The 23,750-nt window shown below is 72.7% G+C and carries 16 protein-coding genes; 8 read left to right on the top strand and 8 right to left on the bottom strand.

What is annotated here, in order from left to right:
• The first annotated feature begins 114 nt into the window (after positions 1–114).
• The 3 genes from WME97_RS49665 to WME97_RS49675 all read left to right on the top strand — a co-directional run bounded on the left by WME97_RS49665 (position 115) and on the right by WME97_RS49675 (position 3,109).
• Positions 115–1,965, top strand: coding sequence for a vWA domain-containing protein (locus WME97_RS49665; protein ID WP_437548345.1), 1,851 nt, complete (start codon positions 115–117; stop codon positions 1,963–1,965).
• A gap of 60 nt (positions 1,966–2,025) precedes the next feature.
• Positions 2,026–2,868 (top strand): hypothetical protein, encoded by an 843-nt coding sequence (locus tag WME97_RS49670; RefSeq protein ID WP_437548347.1) that lies wholly within the window; start codon positions 2,026–2,028, stop codon positions 2,866–2,868.
• Positions 2,869–2,941: 73 nt separating this feature from the next.
• The gene (locus WME97_RS49675) at positions 2,942–3,109 is read left to right on the top strand and encodes a hypothetical protein (RefSeq protein WP_437548349.1); all 168 of its coding nucleotides are present in this window, start codon (positions 2,942–2,944) and stop codon (positions 3,107–3,109) included.
• A gap of 362 nt (positions 3,110–3,471) precedes the next feature.
• Here the strand turns inward: WME97_RS49675 and WME97_RS49680 are convergent, their stop codons facing one another.
• Positions 3,472–3,726, bottom strand: coding sequence for a hypothetical protein (locus tag WME97_RS49680; RefSeq protein WP_437548351.1), 255 nt, complete (start codon positions 3,724–3,726; stop codon positions 3,472–3,474).
• Between the two features lie 25 nt (positions 3,727–3,751).
• Here WME97_RS49680 and WME97_RS49685 point away from each other — a divergent pair, with 25 nt between their 5' ends.
• The gene (locus WME97_RS49685) at positions 3,752–4,876 is read left to right on the top strand and encodes a glycoside hydrolase family 11 protein (protein WP_437548352.1); all 1,125 of its coding nucleotides are present in this window, start codon (positions 3,752–3,754) and stop codon (positions 4,874–4,876) included.
• A 208-nt stretch (positions 4,877–5,084) separates the two neighbouring features.
• On the opposite strand, the gene WME97_RS49690 is transcribed toward WME97_RS49685, so the two are convergent.
• Positions 5,085–6,350, bottom strand: a complete 1,266-nt coding sequence (locus tag WME97_RS49690; protein ID WP_437548353.1) for a CapA family protein — start codon at positions 6,348–6,350, stop codon at positions 5,085–5,087.
• 232 nt (positions 6,351–6,582) lie between these two features.
• Between WME97_RS49690 and WME97_RS49695 the strand changes: the two genes are divergently transcribed.
• The 4 genes from WME97_RS49695 (at position 6,583) to mobA (ending at position 10,869) form a co-directional block, all read left to right on the top strand.
• Positions 6,583–8,469: an FAD-binding oxidoreductase gene (locus WME97_RS49695; RefSeq protein ID WP_437548355.1), complete on the top strand. Its 1,887-nt coding sequence runs from the start codon at positions 6,583–6,585 to the stop codon at positions 8,467–8,469.
• A 409-nt stretch (positions 8,470–8,878) separates the two neighbouring features.
• The gene (locus WME97_RS49700) at positions 8,879–9,367 is read left to right on the top strand and encodes a MarR family winged helix-turn-helix transcriptional regulator (RefSeq protein WP_437548357.1); all 489 of its coding nucleotides are present in this window, start codon (positions 8,879–8,881) and stop codon (positions 9,365–9,367) included.
• A gap of 31 nt (positions 9,368–9,398) precedes the next feature.
• The gene (locus tag WME97_RS49705) at positions 9,399–10,118 is read left to right on the top strand and encodes an acetolactate decarboxylase (protein ID WP_437548359.1); all 720 of its coding nucleotides are present in this window, start codon (positions 9,399–9,401) and stop codon (positions 10,116–10,118) included.
• Positions 10,119–10,209: 91 nt separating this feature from the next.
• A complete protein-coding gene (mobA, locus tag WME97_RS49710) occupies positions 10,210–10,869 on the top strand; it encodes a molybdenum cofactor guanylyltransferase (RefSeq protein ID WP_437555670.1) in 660 nt (219 codons plus the stop codon).
• Positions 10,870–10,874: 5 nt separating this feature from the next.
• Here mobA and WME97_RS49715 read toward each other — a convergent pair whose 3' ends face one another.
• The 6 genes from WME97_RS49715 to WME97_RS49740 all read right to left on the bottom strand — a co-directional run bounded on the left by WME97_RS49715 (position 10,875) and on the right by WME97_RS49740 (position 23,722).
• Positions 10,875–11,876, bottom strand: a complete 1,002-nt coding sequence (locus WME97_RS49715; protein ID WP_437548361.1) for an MBL fold metallo-hydrolase — start codon at positions 11,874–11,876, stop codon at positions 10,875–10,877.
• Between the two features lie 8 nt (positions 11,877–11,884).
• Positions 11,885–12,499 (bottom strand): hypothetical protein, encoded by a 615-nt coding sequence (locus WME97_RS49720; RefSeq protein WP_437548363.1) that lies wholly within the window; start codon positions 12,497–12,499, stop codon positions 11,885–11,887.
• Positions 12,500–12,506: 7 nt separating this feature from the next.
• The gene (locus tag WME97_RS49725) at positions 12,507–13,610 is read right to left on the bottom strand and encodes a serine/threonine-protein kinase (protein WP_437548365.1); all 1,104 of its coding nucleotides are present in this window, start codon (positions 13,608–13,610) and stop codon (positions 12,507–12,509) included.
• Between the two features lie 119 nt (positions 13,611–13,729).
• Positions 13,730–16,123, bottom strand: coding sequence for a hypothetical protein (locus WME97_RS49730; protein WP_437548366.1), 2,394 nt, complete (start codon positions 16,121–16,123; stop codon positions 13,730–13,732).
• Between the two features lie 172 nt (positions 16,124–16,295).
• Positions 16,296–17,795 (bottom strand): protein kinase domain-containing protein, encoded by a 1,500-nt coding sequence (locus WME97_RS49735; RefSeq protein WP_437548368.1) that lies wholly within the window; start codon positions 17,793–17,795, stop codon positions 16,296–16,298.
• A 605-nt stretch (positions 17,796–18,400) separates the two neighbouring features.
• Positions 18,401–23,722, bottom strand: coding sequence for a cellulose synthase (locus WME97_RS49740; protein WP_437548370.1), 5,322 nt, complete (start codon positions 23,720–23,722; stop codon positions 18,401–18,403).
• Between the last annotated feature and the right edge of the window lie 28 nt (positions 23,723–23,750).

Genomic DNA, 23,750 nt, shown 5'->3' on the forward strand with positions numbered 1-23,750 from the left:
CGGGCGCCCCCTGGCCTTGTCGCACCCGCCGTCGCTCCGGCGCGGAGCGACAGAACAGATGCGGCGCTCACCCGTCAGACCGAGCACCCGCTCTGTCCGCGGGAGGGGAAGACCATGAACGAACTCGGAATCGTGTGGGTGAAGCGAGCGCTCCTCGGCGGCGCGCTCGCGCTGGGGCTCTCGGGGGCGGGGGTCGCGTGCAATGCCCAGAGAGCCTCCGAAGCGTCGGCGCCTCCGGAGGCGTCCCCGGTGTCGATGCCGCCCGGGAACGCCGCCGAGGCGAAGCGCGAGGCCGTGGCGTCGGCCGCCGAACCCCTGACGGCGCGTGAGCTCGCCGCCCCCACGCTCGACATGGCAGGCGGGAAGGGGCGCGCAGGCGCCGGCGGCCTGGTGGCCCCCGCCCCGGCGGCCACCGCGGCGCCGGGCGAGGGCGCGGCCCGCGCCGCGGCGCCCGAGGCCGCGGGCCTCGACCCGAACGGCCGCTTCGCCACCACGTACCGCCCCGGCGGCGGCCACCTCGCCGCGTTCGAGTCCGCGGTCGCGCGCGGCATCGTCCCGCCCGACGGGCGCGAGCTCGTCAGCGACGTCGGCGCCCGCTACGCCCCGTCGATCGACGTCCCGAAGGGCTCGGCGCTCGCCCTGCGCACGGACCTCGAGCGCACGCGGGTCCCGCCCGGCGGCGGCCCGGTGCACGTGCGCGTCGCGCTCCGCTCGACCGCGCAGGCGCCCGCGGCGCGGCCGCACCTGTCGGTGCACCTCGTGCTCGACGTGAGCGGCTCCATGCAGGGCGAGCCCATGGCGCGGGCGCGCGACGCGGCCCGGGCGCTCGTCGACAAGCTCGACGCGAACGACGACTTCTCCCTCGTCACCTTCTCGAGCGGCGCCGACGTCAGGATCGACGATGGGCCCGTCGGGCCGCGGCGGGCGGCGATCAAGGCGACGATCGACGGCATCCGCGAGGGCGGCGGCACCAACATCGGCCAGGGCCTCGCGCTCGGCTACGCGCAGGCCGCCCGGCCGGGCATCCCGGAGGGCGCGGTGAAGGTCGTGCTGCTGCTCTCCGACGGGCGCGCGAACTCCGGGATCACGAGCTCGGAGCGGCTCTCGCGGCTCGCGCTCGACGCCTTCCAGGGCGGCGTCCAGACGAGCACGTTCGGGCTCGGCGCCGACTACGACGGCGCGCTGATGAGCTCCATCGCGAGCGACGGCGCGGGCGGGTACTACTACCTGCGCGATCCGGATCAGATCGCCCCGGCCCTCGCGACGGAGCTCGACAGGCGGCTCGATCCGGTCGCGACCGCGGTCGAGCTGCGGGTGCGGCTGAAGCCGGACGTGAAGCTGCTCCAGGTCTACGGGTCGCGCCGGCTGAACGACGTGGAGGCGGCGCGCGTGCGGACGATCGAGGTCGCGGCCGACGCGCAGTCCGCGCGGCGCGACGGCATCGAGCGGGACCGGCAGGACGACGCCGAGGGCGGGATGCGGTTCTTCATCCCGGCGTTCTCGCGCGACGACAGCCACGCGATGCTCTTCAAGCTGGGCCTCCCGGCGGGCGCGGACACGCGGGCCATCGCGGCGATCGAGCTCAAGTACAAGGACCGCGTCGCCAAGAAGAACGTCGTGGACGAGGCGCCGCTCCGGGTCGCGTACGCGACCGGCGACGCGGACAGCGCGGCGAGCGCCGACCCGTCGGTCGCCCGCACGATCCAGGGCTTCGCCGCCGGCGAGACGCTGGCCGAGGCCGCCCGCCAGATCGCGCTCGGCGATCGCGCCCGCGCCGCCGCGCTGCTCTCCGAGCGGGAGGGGATCCTGCATGCCGCGGCCGAGGCGCTCGGGGAGCCGCTCTTCCTGAAGGACGCGGCCCGCCTCGCGCGCCTCCGCGGCCACGCCGGGGCCGCGGGCGGCCTGGGGGATCCGCTCGTCCTGGCGATGCTTCTCGAGACGGCCTCGCGGACGCACCTTCACTGAGGGCGGGGCTCGGGGCACGATGGCGCAGGGGCGATGCACCGGCGGAGCCGAGGGGCGGACATGACCCAGACATTCACACTCCGGCGCGATGTGGCGGCGCAGCACGTCGACGTCGCGCCGGGCGGCGAGATCGTCCTCCGCGGCAAGCTGGTCTGCTCGACCGACGCCTCGGTCATCGACGCGGCGACGACGACCTGGCCCGCGGGCGCGCCGGGCGGCGCGTCGGTCGACAGCGGCGGGCTCGTCGACCTCGAGCAGGGCGGCTTTCACATGACGAGCCGCGACCCCGCGACCCACGAGGTCCACGCCATCGCGACCGGGGATCCGGCGCCCGCGTGCGCGCTCGCGGGCGTGGAAGCCCCGTGCCTCCCGCTCCGGCTCCTGCCGCTGGCGCGCTCGCGGCTCCAGACGGCGCAGGAGCTGGGCAGCTGCCTTCACGGGGGCATCACGGTCGAGGTGCCGGACGCCGTGCTCCCGCCCGTCGCGCCCGCGGCCGTTCCTTACGTGCAGGGCGCGGCCGTGCTGCTCGGCGCCTCCGTGCTCGTGGCGATCGGGTGGGTCGTGCAGCGCCGGCGCGCCCGATCGCCGTTCGGCCGCCTGCTCGATCTCGCGAAGCGCACCCGGGCCAAGCTGAGGGCCGCTGACCCGGTCGTGGCCGCGCCGCTCGTGCCGGCCGTGGAGGCCGCGCTGGGCGCGCTGAAGCGGCGGCGTGTGGACGCCGCCTCGACGGAGGGCAAGCGGGTCGCGGAGGTGCTGCGGCGGGTGGAGCTGCGCCTCGACGCGTCGGCCGTGGAGGCGCGCGCCGACAGGGAGCAGCAGGCGGCAGACGAGCTCGTCCGCGAGATCGAGAGCGCGCTCGAGGCGGTCGACGAGGTGGACGGCGCGCGGCGCGGGCGGGCCTGAGGTCGGCCAGCCCCCGCCGGAGGTCTGCGCGACGCCGCTGTCGGGCGGCGTCCATCTCGCCTCCATCCGCGCGATGGTCCGGCTGCTCGCCGCCTCCGGCGAGCGCGGCGAGCGGCGCGCCCGGCGTGCGCCGATGAAGCACGCCAAGCCGGCGCTCACCGCCACGGCCCCCAACCCGATCTGGACGTGGGACATCACCAGGCCGCGCGGGCCGCTGCCTGGGGTCTTCTACTGCCTGTAGGTCGTCCTCGACCTGTTGAGTCGCATGACCGTTGGCTGGAGCCGGAACGCGCCTCTCTGCGCGATCCACGCATAGGATTCTCGTCCGGCCTGTCTCAGTCCTGTTGGTATTTTCCGCCCCCTCTGTGCCAACGTTAGGTGAGAAACACGAGCAATGAAACCGCGCAAAATGGCGTTGTGTCGCGGTCGCTCCATGGCGTATAAATCCAGTCGAAGGACCACATGATCTTCCAGAGAGAGCATGGGTGTCCGGATCAGGTTTCGGGCTCTGCGAATGCGCGACAGAGAGTCCCTGACAGGCGAGTCGCTTCGTGTGCATCTTCGGGAAACATTGGAAACACCTATGAAAAATTCAAAGCAGAATCAGTCCTCTCGTTGGTTCATACTGGCGTTCGCGTCAGTCGCGCTGGCAGCCTGTGGTGGTGATGACGATACCACAGGGCCCTCGAGCAGCTCATCGTCTTCCAGCAGCTCTTCGTCCTCCAGCTCCAGCTCCAGCTCATCTTCGAGCAGCTCCAGCTCGTCTTCGAGCAGCGCCAGCTCGTCTTCGAGCAGCTCCAGCTCGTCTTCGAGCAGCTCCAGCTCGTCTGGTGGCGATCTCGCATTGGTGGTCGCCATTGACTCCGGTAGCAACTCGAGCTCGATGGTCGATGGCGTGGAGTACCAGGCGGACAAATACGCTAGCGGTGGTACGACCAGGAGCACGCAAGACGCTGTCGTTGGTGGGCAGCTCTATCAAACAGAGCGGTATGGCTCATTCAAGTATGAAGTCCCGGTTACCGCCAATGGCAACTACACCGTGAAGTTGCATTTTGCGGAGATCGATAAAACCAGCGCCGGCGCGCGCAAGTTCAGCGTTGCGGTTGAAGGTAATACTGTTGTCAGTGATCTGGATATCTTTGCCGAGGTCGGTCATGACGTGGGCCACACGGAGACCTTCGCGGATATCGCGGTGAATGACGGCAGTGTCACGATCGAGCTGATCGAGGGTGTAGAGAACCCGACCATCGCAGGGTTTGCTATTTTCTCCAACGATGGAGAGCTGGATACGACGGAGACGCCCCTCCCCGATTTCTCCAAGTACTCTGCCTACACTCAGAAATACACGGAGAAGACTGTCATCAATTCGAATCACGCGACGGGCCACGTCGGTGAATTCTTCTTCACCCACTGGAAAGATGGCGGCTCGACATCTATGACTGTGGACCCCAACGGCGAGTTCAGCGTGACCTGGCAGGGCGGTGGCTATAACTATGTCGGTGGTCCAGGGTGGCATTACGGAGATGAGAAGCGGGTGATCGGCTACCGCCTCAATAGCGACAGCGGCGCGAGCTATATCGCTTTGTACGGCTGGGGGTACGACAAGACCATGCCCACGTCAAACGCGGCACACCTGGTGGAGTATTACATCCTGCAGCGATGGAGTTATGACCCCAGCCAGGGTGCCACCGCTGGCAAGACCTTCACGAGCGATGGGGTTCAGTATTCCACTTACCGCTCGACGCGGAATCAGCAGCCCTCTATCAATGGTCGCTCCACGTTCTACCAATACTGGAGCAAGCCTGCTCGGGCGCAGGCCCTCGGAGAGGACCACAAGATCATCTTCGCCGATCACGTGAAGGCATGGGCCGACAACGGCTGGATTGTCCCGAACATGAACAACCTGGATGCGAGCGACGATCCCACCTATCAGGTCCTGGCCGTCGAGGTGTTCAACCCCGGTAGCAATGGAACTGCAGCTGGTCGCGTCTGGAACGCGACACCCTGATCCCAAGAAAATGGGGCGCTCCTGAACGTTTCGTGGGCGTACGGAGCGAACGCCCGTCGAATGCCTCGATGGCGCCGTGCTCGACGCCATCGAGGCTCTCCGCTTCGCTCCGACCCGCTTCGCGGGCGGCCTCCGCCCAACAGCCAACGCCGATCGACGGTGCCGAGCGATTCGCGCGCGTGCCCGCCGCGAGGCCGCGAAGCGTCGCTCAGCGGATCGGGCCGGCGACCCTCGGCGACGATGCGGGGGCCGCCTGCGCGGCGGGCTCGAGCGGCGCGCAGCCGTCGGCGGCGAAGGGGCCGATCGCCGGCTCGCCCTTGACGAACACCGAGACGCGGCGCATCCGCTCGGCGAACGCCGCCTCGGTCTCGGCCCGCCGCGGGTCGGCCGCGAGCGGGACGGTCCCGAGGCCGTCGCTGCGCACCGGGCAGATCTCGGCGAGGGGCGGCGCGCCCCGCCGCAGGCGCAGGCGCGCGAGCATCGCGAGCTCGACCGCGGGGCCGGTCCTCTTCACCTTCATGAGGAAGTTGCCCAGGCTGTAGAAGATGGGCCGGCCGCGGCGGAGCTCGATGCCCTGGAGCACGTGCGGGTGGTGGCCGAGGAAGGCGTCGGCGCCCGCGTCGATCGCGGCGCCGGCGAGCGCGCGCGCCTGGGGGAGCGGGGTGTCCAGGTACTCGGTGCCGCCGTGGTAGCTCACCACGACGGCGTCGACGCCGGGCCGCTTCCGCGCGGCGCGCACCGCGGCGGCGAGCCCGTCCCGCTCCGCGCCCGCGACGAACTCCCGCGCCGGGTGCTGCCAGAGCGAGCCCTGGTTCCAGATGCCGGTCACGGCCAGCAGCGCCACGCGGAAGCCGCGGTGCTCGATGACGGCCGGCGCGTACGCCTCGAGCCGCGTCCGTCCGGCGCCCACGTAGGCGACGCCCGCGCGCTCCAGGTGGCCGAGCGTCTCGAGGAACGCGCCCTTGCCGTAGTCCCACATGTGGTTGTTCGCGAGCGACACCACGCCGATGCCGGCGCGCGCGAGCGCGTCCGCGCCGGCCGGAGGGCCCGTGAACACGAGCGGCTGGCGCGCGTGCTGGGTCTCTCCGCCCTGGTCGCTGAGCTGGTTCTCGAGGTTGACGAAGCGCACGTCGGCGGACGCGAACAGGGCCGCGACGGAGGCGAACGGATCGTGCGCCGGATCGCGGAGCAGCTCCTGGCCGAGCGCCTTGCCGAGGCAGACGTCGCCGCCGGCGAGGAACGTGATCGCGTCCGCCGGCGCGGCGGTGGCGTCTGCCGGCGCGGTGGTGGCTGGCGCGGCGGTGGCGGCAGCCGGCGCGGCGCGGGCCTCCCGGGTCGCTTCCGCGACGTCGCGGGGCGCGGTCGGCGCCACGACGGGCGGAGGCGCGAGCCCGGCGCCCACGTTGGCGGGCCGCTCGCAGCCGAGCTGCGCGGTCGCTGCGCACATCGCGAGGAAGAAAGGGGCAGGGCGCATCGCGAGCGGCGTCTCGGCGCGCATTATCCACGGGCCCGCGGCCGCGCCCAAGTATCCGGTGGTACGCCCGCCGACGTCCGTGCCACCATCGCCGCGCGTTGAGCGGGCCCAGAGGAGCCGCGGCGTCGATCGGCGGCCGCGCTCTCTCGATGGACGTCCGGCCCGCTCCAGCGCGATCTACTGCGGATTGGACGCGCGCTCGTGCGCGGGTTGCTTGGAAGGCCTTATCTCCATGGTGAATCGAAGACGTGAGACTCCCTCGGGCTCGGCGCTGCTCTCTTCGCGCGGCGCGACGCCGTCGAGCACGCGCATCGTGCCGGGCCCCGCGGCGCGCGACGAGGCGCGCGACGAGGAGCGCAAGGACGGCTGGGGCTTTGCCGACACCCGGTTCGTCGTCAAGCCGAGCGGCAGCGTCGTGCTGACCGGCACGCGGTACAGCATCAGCAACGTCGAGCTGCCGTCGCTGCTCCCGTGGATGTCGGCCACGCTCGCCGCGCCGCTCTCCTACGAGAACCGCAACGAGCCGCACTATCCGCCCAAGATCCCCGACGCCAAGGTCGCGAGCGAGCTGCTCGCCGCGCTCCGCGGCTTCCTTTCGGACGATCAGATCTCGCAGGACCCGCTCGTGCGCCTCCGGCGCGGCCACGGCCACACCGGCGCCGAGATCTGGGCGATCCGCTACGAGCGCCTCGAGCGCGTCCCGGATCTCGTCGTGTTCCCCGCGTCGCACGACGACGTCGTGCGCCTCACCGAGGTCGCCAAGCAGCACGGCGCGTGCCTCGTCCCGTTCGGCGGCGGCACCAACGTGACGGACGCTCTGCGCCTGTCGATCCACGAGGAGCGGACCGTGATCGCTGTCGACATGCGGCGCATGAACAGGATCCTCTGGCTCGATCCCGTGAACCGCATGGCCTGCATCGAGGCGGGCGCGACCGGGCGGCACATCGTCGCGGAGCTCGAGAAGCACGGGCTCACCATGGGGCACGAGCCCGACAGCCTCGAGTTCTCGACCCTCGGGGGGTGGATCGCGACGAACGCGAGCGGGATGAAGAAGAACCGTTATGGCAACATCGAGGATCTCGTCCTCGACATGCAGGTCGTGACCGCGCGCGGCGTGGTCGAGCGGCCGCAGGTGGCCCCCCGCGAGAGCGTCGGCGCCAACCCGAAGAACTGCATGTTCGGCAGCGAGGGCAACTATGGAATCGTCACCAGCGCTGTCGTCAAGCTGTTCCCCCTGCCCGAGGTCCAGCGCTACGGCAGCGTCATCTTCCCCGACCTCGCGCGCGGGCTCGCGTTCCTCTACGACCTGCAGGTCGCCGGCGCGCTGCCCGCGAGCGTGCGCGTCATGGACAACACGCAGTTCCATTTCGGTCAGGCGCTCAAGCCGAAGAAGTCCGGGCTGCTCGCCCGGGTGAAGAGCCAGGCGGAGAAGCTCGTGGTGACCCGGATCAAGGGCTTCGATCCGCACCAGCTCTCCGTCGCCACCCTCGTGTTCGAGGGGACGAAGGAGGAGGTCGACTTCCAGGAGAAGACGCTCTACCGCATCGCGGCGCAGCACGGCGGGATGAAGGCGGGCGCGGCGAACGGCGAGCGCGGCTATCAGCTCACCTTCGGCATCGCGTACATCCGCGATCTCACGTTCGAGCACTGGGCGATCGCGGAGAGCTTCGAGACGAGCGTCCCGTGGAGCCGGGCGCTCGAGCTCTACGACCGCGTGCGCCAGCGCATCCTGCGCGAGCACGAGCAGCGGCGCCTGCCTGGCAAGCCGTTCTTCACCGGCCGCATCACCCAGGTCTACCCCACGGGCGTCTGCATCTATTTCTATCTCGGCTTCTACGCGAAGGGCGTCGACGACCCCGTGCGCCATTACGCCGAGATGGAGCACGCCGCGCGAGAGGAGATCCTCGCCGCCGGAGGGTCGCTGTCTCACCACCACGGGATCGGCAAGATCCGGCAGGATTTCGTGAAGGAGATCTACTCGGACGGCGCCCGCGCCTTCATGCAGCAGGTGAAGCAGGCGGTCGATCCGGACAACCTGTTCGGCGCGGCGAACCACGGCGTGCTCGGCGAGGTCGCGCTCTCGAGCGCGGAGGAGCAGGGGCGAGCGCCCTCGCCTTGATCCTGGGCGGCGCGGCCGCCGGCGGGGCGCGGCGCTGCTGGAAGCGCCGCGCCAGCGGCTAGCGCGACAAGCGGGTTGAAGCCGCACGCAAACAGCGAGAAGTCGAGACGCCAGAGGACGCCAAGAGACGCCAAGAGGCGCCAGAAGACGCCAAGATTTATTGTTTTCTTGGCGTCTTCTGGCGCCTCTTGGCGTCTTCTGGCGTCCTGAAGTCTCCTTTCTCGGGTTCCACGCTGATCGGTATTCCAGCTCAGAGATCGGGGCGGCGCCGCCCGGACGAGCTCGCGCGTACCCAGCCGGCCCCACGGCTCACGGGGCGGTCGCCGGCCGTGTGCCGGAGGTAGCCGCGGCGCGGAACACCCGTCCCAAATTGGTTGCGCATCGCAACCATATGTGTTCTCCTCGAAGGGTGACCACGAGAGAGCTCCGCTCGGAGGTCCGCGCTTTCGTGCGCGGCTTCGGTCTCCTGGACGAGGAGCGCACGCCGTGCGGCGTCCAGGTGGCGCCGCGCGAGGCCCACGCCCTGACGGTCCTGGCGGACGCCGAGCGGGCGGGCGAGCAGCTCTCCCAGAGCGACCTGCGGCGGGCGCTCGGCATCGACAAGAGCAATGTCACCCGGCTGATACAGCGCCTTCGCGAGGATGGCCGGGTGGAGCAGGACGTCAGCGAGGAAGACGGGCGGGTCCGCCGCCTGCGGCTCACCTCGGCGGGGCGCCGCATGGCGGGGCGACTCGAGGGGCAAAGCCTGGTGCGGTTCCAGTCGATCGTGGACGCCATCCCCTGCGAGGAGCGCGCCGCCGTTGTGCGCGCGCTGCACGTCCTGAATGGCGCGCTCTCGCGCGTGACCCGCGCGACAGAGGAGCAACCCCATGCGAGCGATGCGAGCGACTCTCCCTAGCGTTCTTCCCGGGCTCCTCGGAGCTCTCCTGATGTCCCCGATCGCCTCCTGCACGCCTTCCAGCGAGGCCGCTGCGGGACCCGCGCCGGGCGCGCCGGCGGCGGTGCAGGTCCGCTCGTTCGGCGCGCTGCGCGCGATCATGCACGAGGGGCAGACGGGGCCCGCCGTGCGCATCGGCGATGTGGTGCCGGGTCCGCGCGCGTTCGGGATCGGGGCGCTCAGCGCGCTGCGCGGGGAGGTGACGGTCGTCGACGATGCGATCTGGACCTCCTATGCGCGCGACGACGGGACCCTCGACGTGCGCCCCGCCGGGGCGGAGGAGGAGGCGACGCTCTTCGTGGTGGCGAACGTCGCGCGCTGGCAGGAGGCGACGCTCGACGCCGACGTGCCCGACGGGCAGATCGACGCGCGCATCGAGGCCTTGCTGCGGGAGCGCGGGCTCGACACGGAGGGCGCTGTCCCGGTCCAGGTGCGCGGCGGCTTCCGCGATCTCCGCTGGCACGTCGTCGACGGGAGAAAGCTCGCCCCCGGCGCCGGTCACGCGGACCATGTCCGGGCGTCTGTGAACGGAGCGCTCCCCGCCGCGGAGGGGGTGCTGGTGGGCTTCTTCTCGAAGCGTCACCACGGCGTCTTCACGCACATGGGGTCGAACACGCACTTTCACGTCGTCCTGCCGGAGCGACCGCTGATGGGCCACGTGGACGGCGTGACGCTCGCCCGCGGCGCGCGGGTCCTCCTGCCGGCGCCTTGAGGCTTGGCACGAATCGCACCGGCGGCGGCGCTCGGCGCGCGGCGAGCCCATGTTCCGGGCGGCGGTGGTATGCAGGACAGCGGTGCAGCTCATGACGGCGACCTCGGAGGACGGCGACGGGGCGGGCCGCGCGGCCGGCCTCGCGGGCGTCGTGCTGTGCGGCGGGCAGAGCCGCCGGATGGGGCGCCCCAAGGCGTGGCTGCCGTTCGGGGGCGAGCCGCTGCTCCAGCGGGTGGTGCGGCGCCTCGGCGAGGCGGCGTGGCCGATCGTGGTGGTCGCGGCGCCGGGGCAGGAGCTGCCGCCGCTGCCGGAGGGGGTGCTGCTCGTGCGCGATCCGGTGGAGGGCCGCGGGCCGCTGCAGGGCATTGCGGCCGGGCTCGATGCGATCGCGCCGCTCGCCGAGCGGGCCTACGTCACCTCGACCGACGCGCCCTTCCTGCACCCCGCCTTCGTGCGGCGCGTCGCGGATCTCCAGGCGGGCGGCCACGCCATCGCGGTGCCGCGGGCGGAGGGGCACCATCACCCGCTCGCCGCGGTGTACGCGTGCTCGGTGCGCGGCGAGGTGGCTGCCTTGCTCGCCGAGGGCAGGCTGCGGCTCTCCACCCTGTTCGAGCGGGCGCGCACCCTGGTCGCGGATCCCGAGCTCCTGCTCGCGGATCCGCGGCTCCGCGCTGCGGATCCGGCGCTGAGATCGCTGCGCAACCTGAACACGCCCGAGGACTACGCGGCGGCGCTCCGCGAGCTCGACTGACCCGGCTAGTCGCCACGCGGCGCCGGCGCGCTCGTCGCCGCCGCGCCCCCGGGCTCGCCCCTCGTGATGAGGATCCGCTGCTCTCCGTGCCTGGGCAGGATCACCCGATCCGGCCCCAGCCCGCGCGCGGCCATGACGCGCCGGAGCTCGCGGGGCGCCTCTCCGAACGTATCGGTGCTGTTGATGAAGGTGTCGAAATGGATAGCCATCATCCGCCGCGCCCCGAGGTCGAGGAAGGCCTGCACTGCCTCCGCCGGATCGACGTGCTTGCTTTCCATGAACTCGCGCGGCCCCACCGGCGCGATCGGCAAGAGAGCGAGATCGATCGAGGGGAATCGCGCGCGCGTCTTCACGAAATCGTCGCGGTCGTAGGCTGTATCGCCGCCGAAGTAGACCGTGATTCCATGGTATTCGACGACATAACCCGTGAAGCTCTCCGTCATCCAGTCCCGGTCCAGCCCGTAGCGATAGCCGGAGTGCCGCACCGGGACGGCCGTGATCTTGAGATCGCCCTGCCGCCATGTCGTCCAGGTCGGGACCTCGAACGACGCGAAGCTATGGTTGGGCACGTAGACGAGCCCGCCCCGAGGCACGAGCAGCGCGCGGACCTTCGGCTCGATCAGGGACAGCGAGCCGAGCGAGAGGTGGTCGAGGTGCATGTGCGAGATCAGCACGGCGTCGATGGGCGGCAGGTCCTCCGGAGCGATCCCCGGCTCGACGAGCCGCTTCACCATGAGGCCCACCGTCGACGTGAAGACGGGGTCGGTCAGGATCCATCGATCGTCGATCTGCACGAGAACGGTCGCGTGCCCGACCCAGAGCGCGGCGAGCCTCGCCTCGGGGCGGTACGGCGCGCGCACCTTGTCCGGCACGGGCAGCGGGCTCGCGAACAGCCTCGCCACGTTGCTCTCCAGGATGCGCGCGGGCACGCCGCACGACAGGCCCGCGAGCGCGAGGAGCGCCGCGGCGGACAGGCGAGCTGGCGACGAGGAGGGGCGCGTGGCCATGCGCGGCGTCAGAAGTAGCGGATGCTGAGCGTGATCGTGGTCGATCGCAAGGCGGCCGTCGGCGTGGTCGCCACCTGCGCGCCCAGGGCGCCGAACAGGGTATAAACCCCCGCCTCGTACGAGGCCGCCACGTGTCCTCGACCATAGAGCGCGGATCCGCCGAGCGAGCAGGACAGGTAGTCGCCGCCGTCGAGGAGCGGGAAATAAGCGCGGACGCCGCCCCGGATCACCCAGCGATCGGCCAACGCGCCCGGACGGGCGACGTACCCCGGCGAGCCGAAGAGCTCGATCGAGCCGGCGTGGCGCGTGAGCGGCTCCGCGATGAAGGCGCGCCACGGCGAGAGCTTGCGGTTGATCCCGAACGAGTAGAGCAGCGGCGTCACCTGCCAGCGGAACCCGAAGCGCGCCTCGCCCGGTTCGAGCCACAGCTCGGGGCTCGGCACGAGCTGGACGAGGAGCCACGCCAGCGTGGGGCGGATGTCGGGCTCCGTGGCGGCGGTCGCCGGCGCCGCCTGCCGCGGCGCCTCGGGCGACGCGCCCACGGCGAGCGGCCAGCCGAGCGCGGCGGCGCAAGCGGCCAGCGCAGGAGCGCGGCGTCGCGCGAGGGAGCGCGCTCCGGGCATGCCGCGGCTACGGCGCGTCGCCGTACACCTTGCCGAGCTGCTTGTAGAGGAACCGCGCCGCGTGCTCTCCGTAGGGCGTCTGCGCCGCGTACACGTCGGGCGAGGCGATCGGCGCGTGCGCCGCCAGCGCGCCTGGCCGCCCGAGCCGGGCGAGATCCTCGCTGAGCGCCTCCATCGAGGCATACCGGTTCTCCGGTCGCTTGCGCAGGCACTTCACGATCACCGCCTCGAGCGCGCGCGACGCCGGGCTCTCACCCAGGTTGAGCGGCGGGGGCGGCGTGACGAGCTGGTTGGCCAGCACCACGGCCTCGTCCATGGCGGGCGCCAGGGCGGGGGAGGAGGCCCGCGTGACGCTGAACGGGAGACGGCCCGTGAACATCCGGTACATGAGCATGCCGAAGCCGTAGACGTCCGTGCGCCCGTCGGGAGGGTCGCTGACGGTCTGCTCCGGCGCCATGTACTCCAGGGTGCCGACGGTCACCCCGGCCTGCGTGAGCCCCGAGTGCTCGTACAGCTTCGCGAACCCGAAATCGACGACCTTGGCCGCCCAGGCGTCGCCCTTCTCCCCCACGAGGAACACGTTGGCGGGCTTCACGTCGCGGTGGACGATCCCCGCGCGGTGGGCCGCGCCGAGCCCGGCCGCGGCCTGCAGGAGGAAGGGCACGCCGGCCTCCGGGGACAGCCGCTTCTCGCGCAGGAGCAGCGAGCTCAGCGACTCGCCGAAGAGGAACTCCAGAACGAGGTAAGGCGACCCTTCATGGAGGCCGATGTCGAGGACCTCGACGATGTTCGGGTGAACGACGGTGGCCGCGGCCTTGGCCTCCAGGAGGAACCGCGCCTTCACCTTGGGCTCGCGGCGGAACCTCGGCTCCAGGAGCTTCAGCGCGACGGGCGCGCCGCTCTTCGTGTCCTCCGCCAGGAACACCTGCGCCATGGCGCCGCTGCCGATCAGGCCCCGCACCCGGTACCGCTCGGCGACGATCGCGCCCACGTGCTCGGTGGGCTGGGACCGTATCCGCCGGATGTCGTGGCTCGCGACCAGCTTCTCTCCGTCGTGCGGGCAGAAGCGGTGGTCATCCGCGTACCGCCGATGGCAACGAGGGCACAGCATGAGGTCCCATTCCGGGCATAGCCCCTCCACGGCCCTCTTTGCAAGGCCCGACATCCCCGCAGGTCGGCGCGGTCACGCCGGGTCGCTGAGTCGCCGGGTCGCCGGGTCACGTAGCGCCGTCACAGGGCGCCGGCGTCGAGCTCGGCGAGCCTGCCGACGAGCGGGTCGTCGGCGCCGAGCTGCTCGAAGGCGACGGGGTCGCTCTTCTCGAGCGCCGAGAGGAGCTGCGCCAGCCCGCGCTGCGATCCGTAGTAGTTCGAGAGCTCGTGGTCCTCCTCGGTGATGCAGGCGCGCACCGCGCTGCGGGAGATCTGCGGGAGCCGCAGCGCCTTGAGCGCCATCGACCACAGGCCGTCGATGCGGTTCTGGTCCGCGGGGAACTCCAGAAGGCCAGCCATGGTGAGCAGCATCGCGCAGCGCTGTCCCCTCGGCGTGGACAGCGCCCCTCCGCCGGAGAGGTGGCCGAGATCGAAGGCGCGGCGCATGGCGTCGGCCGCGCAGAGCAGGCGCTTCAGCTCCTTGGCCGCGTGGCTCAGGTGGCTGTGGAACATGACCTCGACCGAGAGGCCGCCGAGCGCCTCCTTGCTCTGCTGAAAGCGGGTGACGGCCGGGAGCCGCCCGAGATCCTGCTCCGCGGCGCCGCCCGTGGGCACGTCGTGGGGCGGCTCGCGGTGGCTGAAGAAGCCCCCCGACTGGAAGGCATAGTAGAGCTCGCTCTCGCCCGCGAGCCCCGCCCAGATGTCCGAGTACTGCGCGACGCGATTGAGGCTGCCCGCCGCCCAGTTGAGGCCCGCCGCGCCGTCGCCGCCGATCTGCGACGCGCTCACCCCCGGGTCGCGCGGCGTCATCGAGGCCTCGATGTCCTCGGCGATGTCCGCGAGCTGGAAGTCGAGGAAGCCGTCGTAGTAATCCGCGCGCCCGTCCCGGTTCACGTCGGAGTAGCGGGCGACGACGAGCGGGTGCGAGGGCCCGACGAACTGCGAGAACCCGGCGATCTGCGCCTGCGGGTGGGGCCACTGCGCCTTCCGGAGGCGCGCGTCGAGCTCGGCGTGCGACGCGCGCTTGCTCATCCCGCGCAGCGCGGCGACGAAGCAGTCGACCCCCTCGGACGAGGTGACCACCCCGTCCGAGCCGGCCCTGAAATACGTCGAGTCCCACGAAGAGTAGATGTCCGCGTCCGGGAACATCTGGGAGACGGCAAAGCGCGTGGTGAGCCCCGCGCACTGCGAGTTCATCATCAGCTTGTACCCTTCCTGCTTCACCTGCACCGCGGCCGCGCGGAGGTCGAAGGCGCCGAGCTGGGCGTGCCGGTTGATGAGCACCCCGATGAAGAACGCCATCCCCATCTCGAGGTTCTCGTCGCGCGGGGTCGCGGCGCGGGCGAAGACGCGGATGGGCTCGCCGGCGGGCGTCTTGAAGGGGGCCTCGAAGGCGCGGTAAGGGCTCCAGCCGTTCGGCGACGGGGGCGCCTCGGGCGGGAGGGCGATTTCCTTGAAGCCGTGGGTCGACACGAGGATGTTGCACTCGCCCTCGTGGAACTCCGAGGCGCCGCACATCGCGAGGTTCCACGGTCCCGTGAGCTCGTCGTAGGGCGGCGCCTCGCGGAGCAGCCCGCGGACGAGCCCCCGGGCTCGCTCCTGCTGGGCCGCCGTGAGCCCCGGGGCGCGCAGCTGGAGCAGGTGGATCGCGTGCGCGCGCAGCGCCGGCCGGGCCGTCTCGTCGCCCGCCTCCCTCTCGATGAGCGCGAGGATCTCCTCGGCGGCGCGCTCCGCGACCGGCGCGAAGCCGCGGTCGTCCAGCGACGTCGCGATGAGGTGCGAGAGGATGGTCGTCGCCGCCGAGCGCAGGGTCGCAGCGGCGGTCGGATCGCGCCTCGCCTCCTCGCCGCCCACGGCCGCGATCTCGAGCGCCGCGCGCGCCTGATCCAGCAGCGCCGCGCCCCGGCGCGCCGAGAGCCGCTCCTTGCGCACCGGCTCCTCCGGGTGGAACGCGCTCGGCGGGAAGAGCTGCGTGAGGGTGCTCGTCCGGCGCGACGAGATCCACCGGGCCGCGGTGACGAGGGCGTCGCGGGCGGCGGGCCCGTCGGGGCCGAGGGTCGGGCTCGCGCTGAACACCCCGGCGGGCAAGAGCCAGAGCGGCGCGGCGCCCTCGCGCCCCGCGTTCAGGTCGAGCGGCGCCGCCTGCGACGCCACGCCCGGATCCGGCACGACCTCGACGTTGGAGACGGCGACGGCGCGCAGCCGCCGGCGCACGGGCGAGTGGCCGGGAAACACGATGAGCACCGCCCTGCCTTCGCCCTCCCGGAGCGCCGCAAGGCTGTCCCCTGGGACCGGCGCCGAGAGCGAGATGGCATAATCGCTGTCGCTCACCGTGTCCGCGAGCAGGTGAATGCCTGGCGCGGACTTTCGCTCTTCGAAGGCGGAGGACGCGGCTGGCCCGACGGCATCCACGGTGCCAGGCAGGTCGACGAACCCTCGGGGCGAACGGATCCGGACGATGACATCGCTGGGCATGACGCTCTCCTGAGGTGCGGGAGCGTCGCCGCGTTCAAGATCCCGGCGCAACAGGAATCCGCCCCGGCAGAGCGCTGGCGTATCGCGTCACAACCGGATCAAGGCGAGCTCGACACTGGCTCGTTCAGGCAGCTCCCTCGATGGCTCTCCGGCAGATCCGGAGTTGACCAGATCACTCCTTGTTCGATGGAGCGGGCGTCGCTGGCGCGATGACGGGGTGGCGTAGCGACTCTTGCGCTGACGAGGCGGAGCAGCGAAGCAGGGAGAAGCCTGCTCCGGCGGCGATGAGCACGCCGGCGGCGACGAGCTTGATCCCTGCGCGCTTCGCGCGGCGCGCCCCTGCCGACGAGGCGACCGCTCCCTCTTCGGCGAGCGCGTCGGTGGCGCCGGCCGTCTCCGGCGAGGAGAGCGCCGCGGCGTCGGGCGGCGCCTCCAGGGGGGCCGCTCCGGCGCCGCGCGCGCGCGGCCGGTTGCTCGAGGGGGGCGCTGGCAGGAGGCTGCCTGCGCGCAGCGTCGCGGTCGACGCCTCCCCGTCCAGATCGGCGGTGCTGGCCGGGAACGCGTCGCTGATGCGGGCGTCGGGCGCGAGCGAGCCGCTGACGCGGGCGCTGGGCACGAGCGGGTCGCTGGCGCGGGCGCTGGGCACGAGCGAGTCGCTCTCCGGAACCCTGGGCGCCGCCGGGGGGCCGAAGGGGCGGAGGGCGACGGCCGCGTAGCGCTCGAGGAGCGCGCCGACCTCGCGGAGATCGGCCGGGCGCTGCGCGCGGTCCGGGCTGAGCATGCGATCGATCATGGCCGCGACGTCGGCGGGCAGCGTCGGCGCGCTCTCCCCGATCGGCTGGATGGAGCCGGTCAGGATGCGCTTCATCACCTTGCCCATGTTCTCGGCCTCGGTGGGCCGCACCGAGGTGAGGCACTCGTAGAGGATGACGCCGAGCGACCAGATGTCGGCGCGGTGATCCACGTCGTGTTCGCCGAGGATCTGCTCGGGCGACATGTAATACGGGGTCCCGAGCATCTCGCCGCTCCCGGTGCGTCCCCAGGACCAGCTGGTCTCGCCGGGCGCCGCGGTGACCTTGGCGATGCCGAAGTCGAGCACCCTGACGCGGGCGTCGTGCTGCGCGGCCTCCCGCGCGTCCGCGGAATCCATGGAGCCGCGCGCCGGCGCGCCGCTCGGGTGCTCCGCGGCTGCGCCGGGCGAGGCACGTGGCGCGGCCGCGTCGGGCGTGAGCAGGAAGATGTTGTCGGGCTTGAGGTCGCGGTGGACGATGCCGAGCGCGTGCGCGGTGCCGACGGCCGAGATGACCGGCAGCAGGATGCGCGACAGCTCGGGGAGCGGGATCTGCGCCTCGCGCAGCAGCTTGTCGCGGAGCGACTCGCCCTCGAGCAGATCCATGACGAGGAACGGCGTCCCGTTGTCGAGCTCGAGCACGTCGTGGATGGATGGCACGTTCGGGTGATCGACCGCCGCCGCCGCGCGCGCTTCCCGGACGAGGCGCCGCCGAGTCGACGCGTCCTCCGCCGTGCCGGGGCGCAGCAGCTTCAGCGCCACACGTTCGCCGTCCGCGAGGTGGGTGGCGGCCCAGATGACCCCCATGCCTCCCTCGGCCAGCTGGCGATCGACCCGATAGCGACTTGCCACCAGGGCGCCTGGCATCAGCGGAATGCTCACGCGGAGATCAGGATACCACGCGCCGTCCTCCCGACCTTCTCCGCGCGCCTCAGATACCCAAACACCGCTCCGGTTGGACAATTACGTGTTCGACGCAGCACCGCGCACCCCGGCGCGCCATACGACATAGGTGCTCGTGTGTACGTCCCTGTAGCCGCAGAAGCGCAGTGATCTTTTCAACACGGATGTTCGGCTTCCCACCGCGACCCCGGGAGCCACATAACATCACCGGCCCCCTGTACGTCCCTGTTACCGCAGAAGCACCGATATCTTCTCGACATCGAACTTCACCGGTCATGAAACACACCATGCCAAGCCGCGTCACCACAGCTCGTTCATCATCGTGGCGCGCCCCCACCGAGCTCATCAGTGATGACGCGCCCCGCCGAGCTCACCCGCCCCGGACCGCGCCTCGCTGAGCTCATCCGCCCCGGACCGCGCCCTGCCGAGCCCATCCGCCCCGGATCGCGCCCCGCCGAGCGGCGCGCGCCCGCACAGGAGACGGGCCCAGATCGGCGTTTTCGGCGCGCAAGCGCACTCCGGTGCGCTGAGCACCGAAAACGTCGAGATGGGCCCGTATCCGAAGCGGGCGCGTGCCGCTCAGCTCAGACGGCGGGCCAGATGGATCCGGCGCGTCGGCGGTCGGCGTAGGCCTCGGCCGAGAGCGCGTAGCGCAGGAGCTCGTTCGACACCGGGTGCTGAAGGAGCAGGCGGGGCTCCTCGGTCGAGCGGGCCATGTCGCGATCGTACCGGCGGAGGTAGTCGATCGCGGCGAGCGCGTCGCCGCAGAGCAGGTAGCCGATGCGGTGCTCGCTCCGGCGCAGGCCGAGGACGAAGGCGCGCGCGTCGTACGACACGGCGACGGTCGACGCGAGCTCCTCGAGCATCTTGCGCTGGCGGCGCCCGATCGCCCGCTGCACCCCAGGGAGCATCTGCTGCGTGGCGTGCTCGCGCGGGGGCGAGATGGCGCCTGACCCGAAGCCCGGATCGATCGTGCGGATCGACGCCAGCAGCAGGCCGTCGGTCGCCTCGGCCGGGATCTCGTCGAGGAACGTGAAGCCGACCGCGACGCGCGCGAAGAGGCGGGCGAGCGCGAACGTCTGCTCGAGCTCCGGGAGCTCCATGAACGACGTCGGCGCGACGAGGGCAGGGGGATCACCCGGGAAGACGCGGGCGGCTCCTTGCCACGAGGGGACGAGGTAGAGCTCGAACGCCTCGATGCCGAGCGCGCGGCCCACCCGCTCGGCGAGCTGCCGCGTCGGGTGGTTGTCGCGCGGGCCGATCCGCTCGCGCGAGCTGATGCCGAGGTTGCTCAGCTCGAAGCGGATCGCCTTCGCGGCGATCGGCGCGATCGCGAGCGCCACATCGATCCAGGGGCTCCGGGCCTCCGGGAGGAGCAGCCGGCCCATCTCGGGGCCCGCGAAGGCCCCGGCGTACGGCGCCTCCGACGGGACGCGCCGGCCCCTGAGCCGGGACATGCGGTCCAGCGACACCTCGCCGAGGCAGGCGCGGACCTCCTCCACGGTGATCCGCTCCTCCGCGCGCCCGTCCTTGGCGAGCGCGGCCTCGAGCGCGGCGAGCGCCGGGCCGAGGTCCGGGAGCCGCGTGAAGACCTCCGGATCGGGCGTCAGCACGTCCCGCAGCACCTGGACCGCCTCCGCGTTGCGCCCCGCGGCCTCGAGCCCGCGGCCGAGCGCGGTGCGCGACTCGGGCGGCGCGCCCGGGAGCGCGACGGCCTGCTGGAGGCGCGCGAGCCCGTCGCGAGGCCGCACGAGCAGGGTCGACTCGAGCAGGCCGAGCGTGGTCAGCCAGCGCGGATCGGCCGGGATGCGGCGGGACTCGGCGACCTCGAGCAGCTGCGCGAGCGCCTTGGCGTAGGCCGCGGCGCCCTCGCTCGTGTCGACGCGGTACAGGCGGGCGAGCGCCACCCAACCGCGCGTGTCGCCGCCGGGCGCGCTCACGATCGCGTCGCACAGCGTGCGGACCATGCCGGCCGTGTCGCCGGCGTCGCGGTAGGCGTCCGCGAGGCGCAGGGCGGCCTCGACGCGGGAGCCCGGGTCGGGCGACAGCTCGACCAGGCGCCCCAGCGCGCGCAGCGCGAGCGCGTGGTCGCCGCGCGTGACGCCGAGCTTGTGCAGCCGCTCGAGCGCGGGACGGTTCTGCGCGTCGAGCGACAGGACCGCCTGGAGCGCGTCCTGGGCGAGCGCCGGGTTCGCGAGCGCCCCCTCGTACAGATCGGCGATCAGGAACTGCGCCGCGATCTTGGTCTCGGCGTCCGTCGCCGCGGCCACGGCGCGCTTCAGGGCGTCGCGGGCCTCGAGCCAGACGCGCTGCGCGGTGAGCAGCCGCGCGAGCAGGAGCAGCGCGGCCGCGTCGTTCGGGAGCGTCTCGATGACCCGCCGGACGGCCGAGATGCCCACGCCGGCGTCGATCGCGCCTGGGCGCCCGTGGTGCTGCAGCACCGACCGGGCGATCTCCGTGCCGAGCAGCGAGATCGCCTCGCGGCTCGCGGCCTTGCCGAGCGCCTCGCCGAGCCGGTCGGTGAGCCGCTGGGGATCGCCCGCGAGCTCCTTGGCGAGCGCGCGCGCTGCGGCCACGCAGCTCGGATCCGCGCGGAGCGCGCTCTCGTACAGCTCGAGCGCTCGCGCGCGGCCCTCGGGGGACGCGTCCTCGGCGGTGAGCTCCGCCGCGCGCACGAGGTGCATCGCGCGCGCGGGCGCTCCGAGGACGAGGTCGGCGAGCGCCAGCTGGGCCGCGATGACGCTCGCGCGGTCGCCGAGGCGCTGCGCGAGCCGATCGAGGCCGCGCGCCGCGATGACGCTCTCCGGCCACAGCCCGAGGGCGTTGCGGAAGCCGGCGAGCGCCGCGCGGGCGGCGGCGGGGTCCGCGTCGGCCTGCGCCTCCGCGAGGAGCGCCTCCTCGACGCTGTAGAGGGCGCGCGCGATGGGATCGGGCGTCAGCTCCCGGCTGTCGCGGATGGCGCTGGCGAAGAGGGCCTGCGCCCGCGGCGCGATCGGATCCGCGGGGCTCGCCTTGGCGGCGATGCGGAGGATCGCCATGTGGGCGGCCGCGTCGTCGGGCGCCTCCTTCACGATGCGCGCGAGCGCCTCGAGCGCGGCGTTCGGCCCGAGCTGCTCCTCGAGCGACACGATCTCCCAGAGGGCGCCGCCGCGCGCGGTGGCGGAGGTGAACACGTCGGCCTCCGCGCGCAGGACGGTCGCGAGCGACGTCGGCGCCTCGAGGTGCCGGTAGAGCTGCTCCAGCATGCGGAGCGCCGGGACGTGGTTCGGCACCACCCCGACGAGCCCCTCCAGGATCTCGACGGCCTGGCGCGGGCTGCTGTCCGCGAGGACCAGCGCAAGGGAGATCCGGAGCGCGTGATCGACGAGCGCCGGCGGCTTGCGCTCGAGCCAGCGCGCGTACAGCCCCGCGAGCTCGCTCGCGATCATGGAGGCGGACATCCCCGGCAGGCTGGACGCGCGGGCGCCGGTAGCGGGCCGCTGCGCGACGGGCGCGCCGAGGCCGACGCCGACGCCTGCGCCGCCGGCGCGGACGTAGATGCGCTCCATCGCGTCGAGGATCGCCGGATCGTGCTGGCCCGAGGCGAGCGCCGCGTCGGCGCGGGCGAGGAGGCGGAGGGCGTCCTGATCGCGCCCCAGGGCGAGCTCCTGCACCTCGGCCGCCTGGAAGAGCAGCCGCGCGTGGTCGTCGGGCCGCTGCGCCTCGTCGGCGAGCGAGCTGAGGACCTCGACGAGCTTCTCGTAGTTGCCGGTCTCGCGGAGGAGCCGCGCGATCTCGATCCGGGGCAGCGGGTGAGCGGGCCGCTTCCGCGCCGCCTCGCGGTACGACTCCACGGCGCTGTGCGGCCGCTTGAGGCGCCGCTCGTCGAGCCCCGCGACCTCGAGCCAGAGGCTGAACGCCGCGTCTCCCGCGGGGTCGCGCTGGATGAGCTTGAGCAGCGCGCGCCGCGCCTCCTCGTACCGGCCGGCGCGCTCGTCGAGGCGGATACGCGCGCGCAGCGCGTCGGGGTCGGCCGGATCGATCGCGAGCGCGCGATCGACCAGCGACGAGGCCCGGTCGCGATCGCCGAGCCGGAGCTCGGTGACCTCGGCGGCGCGCAGGAGGAGCCTGCGCTGCTCGCGCGGGCTGCTCGTGAGCTCGGCCTCGGCGCAGAGCGCGCGCGCGAGCCGCTGCGCGTCGCCCGCGCGCGCGGCGTTGCGCTGGAGCGCGAGGATCGCGGCGCGCCGCTCCGGGTCGATCGCGAGGATCTTCTCGATCTCCTCCACGGCGCGGGCGGGCTGGGCGAGCTCGTCCTCCCAGATGGAGACGAGCTTCTCGAGGAGCCCGATCTTGCGCGTCGGGTCCTCCGTCGCGCTCGCGGCCTGCGTGTACAGATCGAGCCGCGCCTGCACGCCGCGCGGATCTTCCTCGACGGCCAGGGCGTCCGGCGTGAGCAGGGCGGAGAGCGCGTCGAAGACCGAGCTGTTGCCCGGCTCGATCGCCCACGCGGCGCGCAGGATGGCGAGCGCCTCGTCGCGCCGCTTCAGGTGGCGTTCGGAGATGTCCGCGGCGCGGAGGAGCGCCGCGACCCGGACGGGCGCGGGCCGGTCGGCGTTGGCGACGGCGGTCCACACCTCCACGCGCTCGGCGTGGTGGCCGAGGCGCTGGAGGGCGCGGTCGAGCCGCTCCCGCGTCGAGCTGTCCTCGGGATCGAGCTCGAGCGCGCGTGTCGCGTGGAGCGCCGCCTGCTCTGCGTCCCCGAGGGTGTCGTAGATCTCCGCGAGGCGGACGTGCTCGTGGATGATCGCCTCTTTGTCGGTGAGGAGCGCGAGCTCCTTCTGGCGCACGTTGGCGGCGACCTCGAGCATGCCGTTCGCCTCGAGCAGGCGGATCAGCTCGCCGACCACGCGCCGCGCGGTCGGCGAGCCGGCCGGGGCCCGCGTCGACGCGCGCCGGAGGAGGGGCACCGCGTCCGCCGGGGAGCGGATCTTGTCGATGAGCAGCCGCGCCGCCGTGTAGAGCAGCCGCGCCGCGCGGTCGTCGTCGCTCTCGTGATCGGCCTCCAGGGAGAGCGCGCTGACGAGGCCGACGATGCCGTCGTGGTGCACGAGGTGGCGGCGAAGCGCCTCCCGCACGGGCCCAGGCCCTGGATCGAACGCGATCGCGCCCTCGAGGGACGCGAGGGCGAGCTCCGGCTTGTAGAGCTTCCGATCGAGCACGGCGGCGCGCTCGACGTGGACCCAGGCGGTGAGCTGGCCGTCGCCGTCCTGCTGCCCGCGCCCTGGGGCGTAGGCGGCGGAGAGCCGGTCGAGGTGCGCGGCGAGGTCCTTGGCCGCCTGCTCGGCGCCGCGGGCGCTCTCGCGCCGGAGGGCGATCTCGAGCCCGCGCAGCGACGCGGCGTGGAGCGGGACGAGCCGCAGCGCCTCGGTGAAGGCCTCGCAGCTCTCGGGCGTCCGCCCGAGCGCCTGGAGCAGGCGCGCCCGCTCGGCGAGGAGGTCGGCCCGGAGCGCGTCGGTCTCGGCGACGCGGAGCTTGTCCTCCACGACCTCGAGCGCGAGGGCGAGCTCGGTGCGCGCGTCGAGCACGCGGTGGACCCGCGAGAGCGCCGGCTCGAGCGTGCGGGACAGCTGTCGAGCGCGCTCGTACGAGCGGCGCGCGGCGGCGGGGTTCTTGAGCACCCGCTCTTCGTGGATGCCGAGCTCGACGAGGGCGCGCGCCGCGCCGACCGGATCGCTGCCCTTGAGCCGCTCGGCGCGCTGCTGGAGCTCGGTGGCGAGGTCCGGCGCGGCGAGCTGCGGGCTCTGCGCGGGCGCCTCGGGCGCGTTCGGCTGGGAGCGGGGTGCCGGAGGTGGCTGGGCGGGCGCGTGCGCGGCGTTCGGCGCGTGCAGGACGGTCGCCGCATGCGCGGCGTTCGGCGCGTGCAGCACGGTCGCCGCATGCGCGGCGCTCTGCGCG

Source organism: Sorangium sp. So ce367 (assembly GCF_051520455.1).
GTDB lineage: Bacteria > Myxococcota_A > Polyangia > Polyangiales > Polyangiaceae > Sorangium > Sorangium cellulosum_B.

Coding starts and splice junctions, on each gene's coding strand:
- WME97_RS49690 (WP_437548353.1), bottom strand. CDS start 6,350: ATGCGCCCTGCCCCTTTCTTCCTCGCGATGTGCGCAGCGACCGCGCAG.
- mobA (WP_437555670.1), top strand. CDS start 10,210: ATGACGGCGACCTCGGAGGACGGCGACGGGGCGGGCCGCGCGGCCGGC.
- WME97_RS49720 (WP_437548363.1), bottom strand. CDS start 12,499: ATGCCCGGAGCGCGCTCCCTCGCGCGACGCCGCGCTCCTGCGCTGGCC.
- WME97_RS49675 (WP_437548349.1), top strand. CDS start 2,942: ATGGTCCGGCTGCTCGCCGCCTCCGGCGAGCGCGGCGAGCGGCGCGCC.
- WME97_RS49670 (WP_437548347.1), top strand. CDS start 2,026: ATGACCCAGACATTCACACTCCGGCGCGATGTGGCGGCGCAGCACGTC.
- WME97_RS49695 (WP_437548355.1), top strand. CDS start 6,583: ATGGTGAATCGAAGACGTGAGACTCCCTCGGGCTCGGCGCTGCTCTCT.
- WME97_RS49705 (WP_437548359.1), top strand. CDS start 9,399: ATGTCCCCGATCGCCTCCTGCACGCCTTCCAGCGAGGCCGCTGCGGGA.
- WME97_RS49680 (WP_437548351.1), bottom strand. CDS start 3,726: ATGGCGACCACCAATGCGAGATCGCCACCAGACGAGCTGGAGCTGCTC.
- WME97_RS49725 (WP_437548365.1), bottom strand. CDS start 13,610: ATGCTGTGCCCTCGTTGCCATCGGCGGTACGCGGATGACCACCGCTTC.
- WME97_RS49665 (WP_437548345.1), top strand. CDS start 115: ATGAACGAACTCGGAATCGTGTGGGTGAAGCGAGCGCTCCTCGGCGGC.
- WME97_RS49730 (WP_437548366.1), bottom strand. CDS start 16,123: ATGCCCAGCGATGTCATCGTCCGGATCCGTTCGCCCCGAGGGTTCGTC.
- WME97_RS49685 (WP_437548352.1), top strand. CDS start 3,752: ATGGTCGATGGCGTGGAGTACCAGGCGGACAAATACGCTAGCGGTGGT.
- WME97_RS49715 (WP_437548361.1), bottom strand. CDS start 11,876: ATGGCCACGCGCCCCTCCTCGTCGCCAGCTCGCCTGTCCGCCGCGGCG.